Genomic DNA, 1,642 nt, shown 5'->3' on the forward strand with positions numbered 1-1,642 from the left:
CTGCGAAAACGTCGCATGGCGGCCTGGTAGTTGCGCGCGGACCTGCGCAGCCCCTCGATCGCGGCCGCGTCGAGCTGGCGCACCACCTTGGCGGGGCTGCCCATCACGAGGCTGCCATCGGGGATTTCCTTGCCCTCGGTGACCAGCGCGCAGGCCCCGATCAGGCAATTGTCGCCGATCACCGCCCCGTTCAGCACCGTGGCACCCATGCCGATCAGGGTATTGTTGCCTATGGTGCAGCCATGCAGCATCGCCTTGTGCCCGATGGTGCAGCCTTCGCCGATCACCAGCGGAAAACCCATATCGGTGTGGCAGACCGTGTTTTCCTGGATGTTGGTCCCTGCCCCCACCGTGATCGGTTCGTTGTCGCCCCTCAGCGTTGCGCCGAACCAGGCCGAGGCGCCCTGCCCCAGGATCACCTTGCCGATCACGTTGGCATCGGGGGCGACCCAGAAATCGCCGTCCTCGGGAAGCGTGGGCAGGATGCCGTCAAGGGCGTAAAGCGTCATGGCAGGGCCTCGAATTCGGCCTGAAGCGCGCGGACATGGGCCGTCAGGTCCGGCTGCTGGCTGCGGCGCAGGCGGGTTGCGGTCAGGATCGTCTTCAGCTTTTCCTCGGTCGTGTCGAGATCGTCATTCACCAGCACGAAATCGTAGCCGTCCCAATGGCTGATCTCGTCCCAGCTTTTCTGCATCCGATTCGCGATGGTCTCGGCATTGTCCTGCCCGCGGCTTTCCAGTCGACGGCGCAGTTCCGCGATCGAGGGCGGCAGCAGGAAGATCGACAGCGTGTGCTGGCCCAGGGCCGAGTTGCGGATCTGCTGTGCGCCCTGCCAGTCGATATCGAACAGCACATCGCGCCCCGCCTCGATGGCGGCGCGCACCGGCGCCTCGGGCGAGCCGTAGAAATTGCCGAAGACATAGGCATGTTCCAGCATCGCGCCCTTCGACACTTGGGCCTTGAAGGCGGGCTCGCTCAGGAAATGATAGTCCTGGCCCTCCTCCTCGCCCGGCCGCGGCGGTCTGGTGGTGGCCGAGACCGAGAACAGGATATCCCTGTCCCAGTCGCGCAGCCGCCGCGCGAGCGTGGACTTGCCTGCGCCGGACGGCGAGGACAGGATTATGAGAAGACCCCGCCGCGCCCCCATGCCCTACTCCACGTTCTGAACCTGCTCGCGCATCTGGTCGATCACATGCTTGAGGTCAAGCCCGATGCGGGTCAGCGGCGTGGATTGCGACTTGGAACAGAGCGTGTTGGCCTCGCGATTGAATTCCTGCATCAGGAAGTCGAGCTTGCGTCCGATGGGGCCATCCGCATCCAGCAACGCGCGCGCCGCCTCGACATGGGCCGAAAGCCGGTCCAGTTCCTCGCGCACATCGGATTTGACCGCGATCATCGCCAGTTCCTGCGCCACACGGTCCGGGTCGGCGCCCTCGGAATTGTCCAGCACCCGGGCGAGGTTTGCGCGCAGCGATTCGGCCATGTGCTCGCGCCGCGCCTCGGCGGCCCGGGCTGCGTCCTTGACCAGATCGGCGATCTGGGCAAGTTGATCGCGCAGAAGCGCCTCGAGCGCCGCGCCCTCGGCGGCGCGCATCGCGGTGAAGTCGTCGATCAGCCTGTCCAGATCGGCCAGAAGCGCGGC

At 66.0% G+C, this 1,642-nt stretch carries 3 protein-coding genes; all 3 read right to left on the minus strand.

Annotated features, from left to right (window positions below; genetic code table 11):
- A partial coding sequence (locus ENN83_RS11175; RefSeq protein WP_287187020.1) for a gamma carbonic anhydrase family protein occupies positions 1–509 on the minus strand: 509 nt, incomplete at its 3' end.
- The gene (gmk, locus tag ENN83_RS11180; protein ID WP_287187023.1) at positions 506–1,147 is read right to left on the minus strand and encodes a guanylate kinase; all 642 of its coding nucleotides are present in this window, start codon (positions 1,145–1,147) and stop codon (positions 506–508) included. The genes ENN83_RS11175 and gmk, both read right to left, overlap by 4 nt.
- Before the next feature lie 3 nt (positions 1,148–1,150).
- A partial coding sequence (locus ENN83_RS11185) for an endoribonuclease YicC domain-containing protein (protein ID WP_287187027.1) occupies positions 1,151–1,642 on the minus strand: 492 nt, incomplete at its 5' end.

The organism is Rhodovulum sp. (assembly GCF_011048875.1).
In the GTDB taxonomy this organism is placed as follows: Bacteria; Pseudomonadota; Alphaproteobacteria; order Rhodobacterales; family Rhodobacteraceae; genus Rhodovulum; species Rhodovulum tesquicola.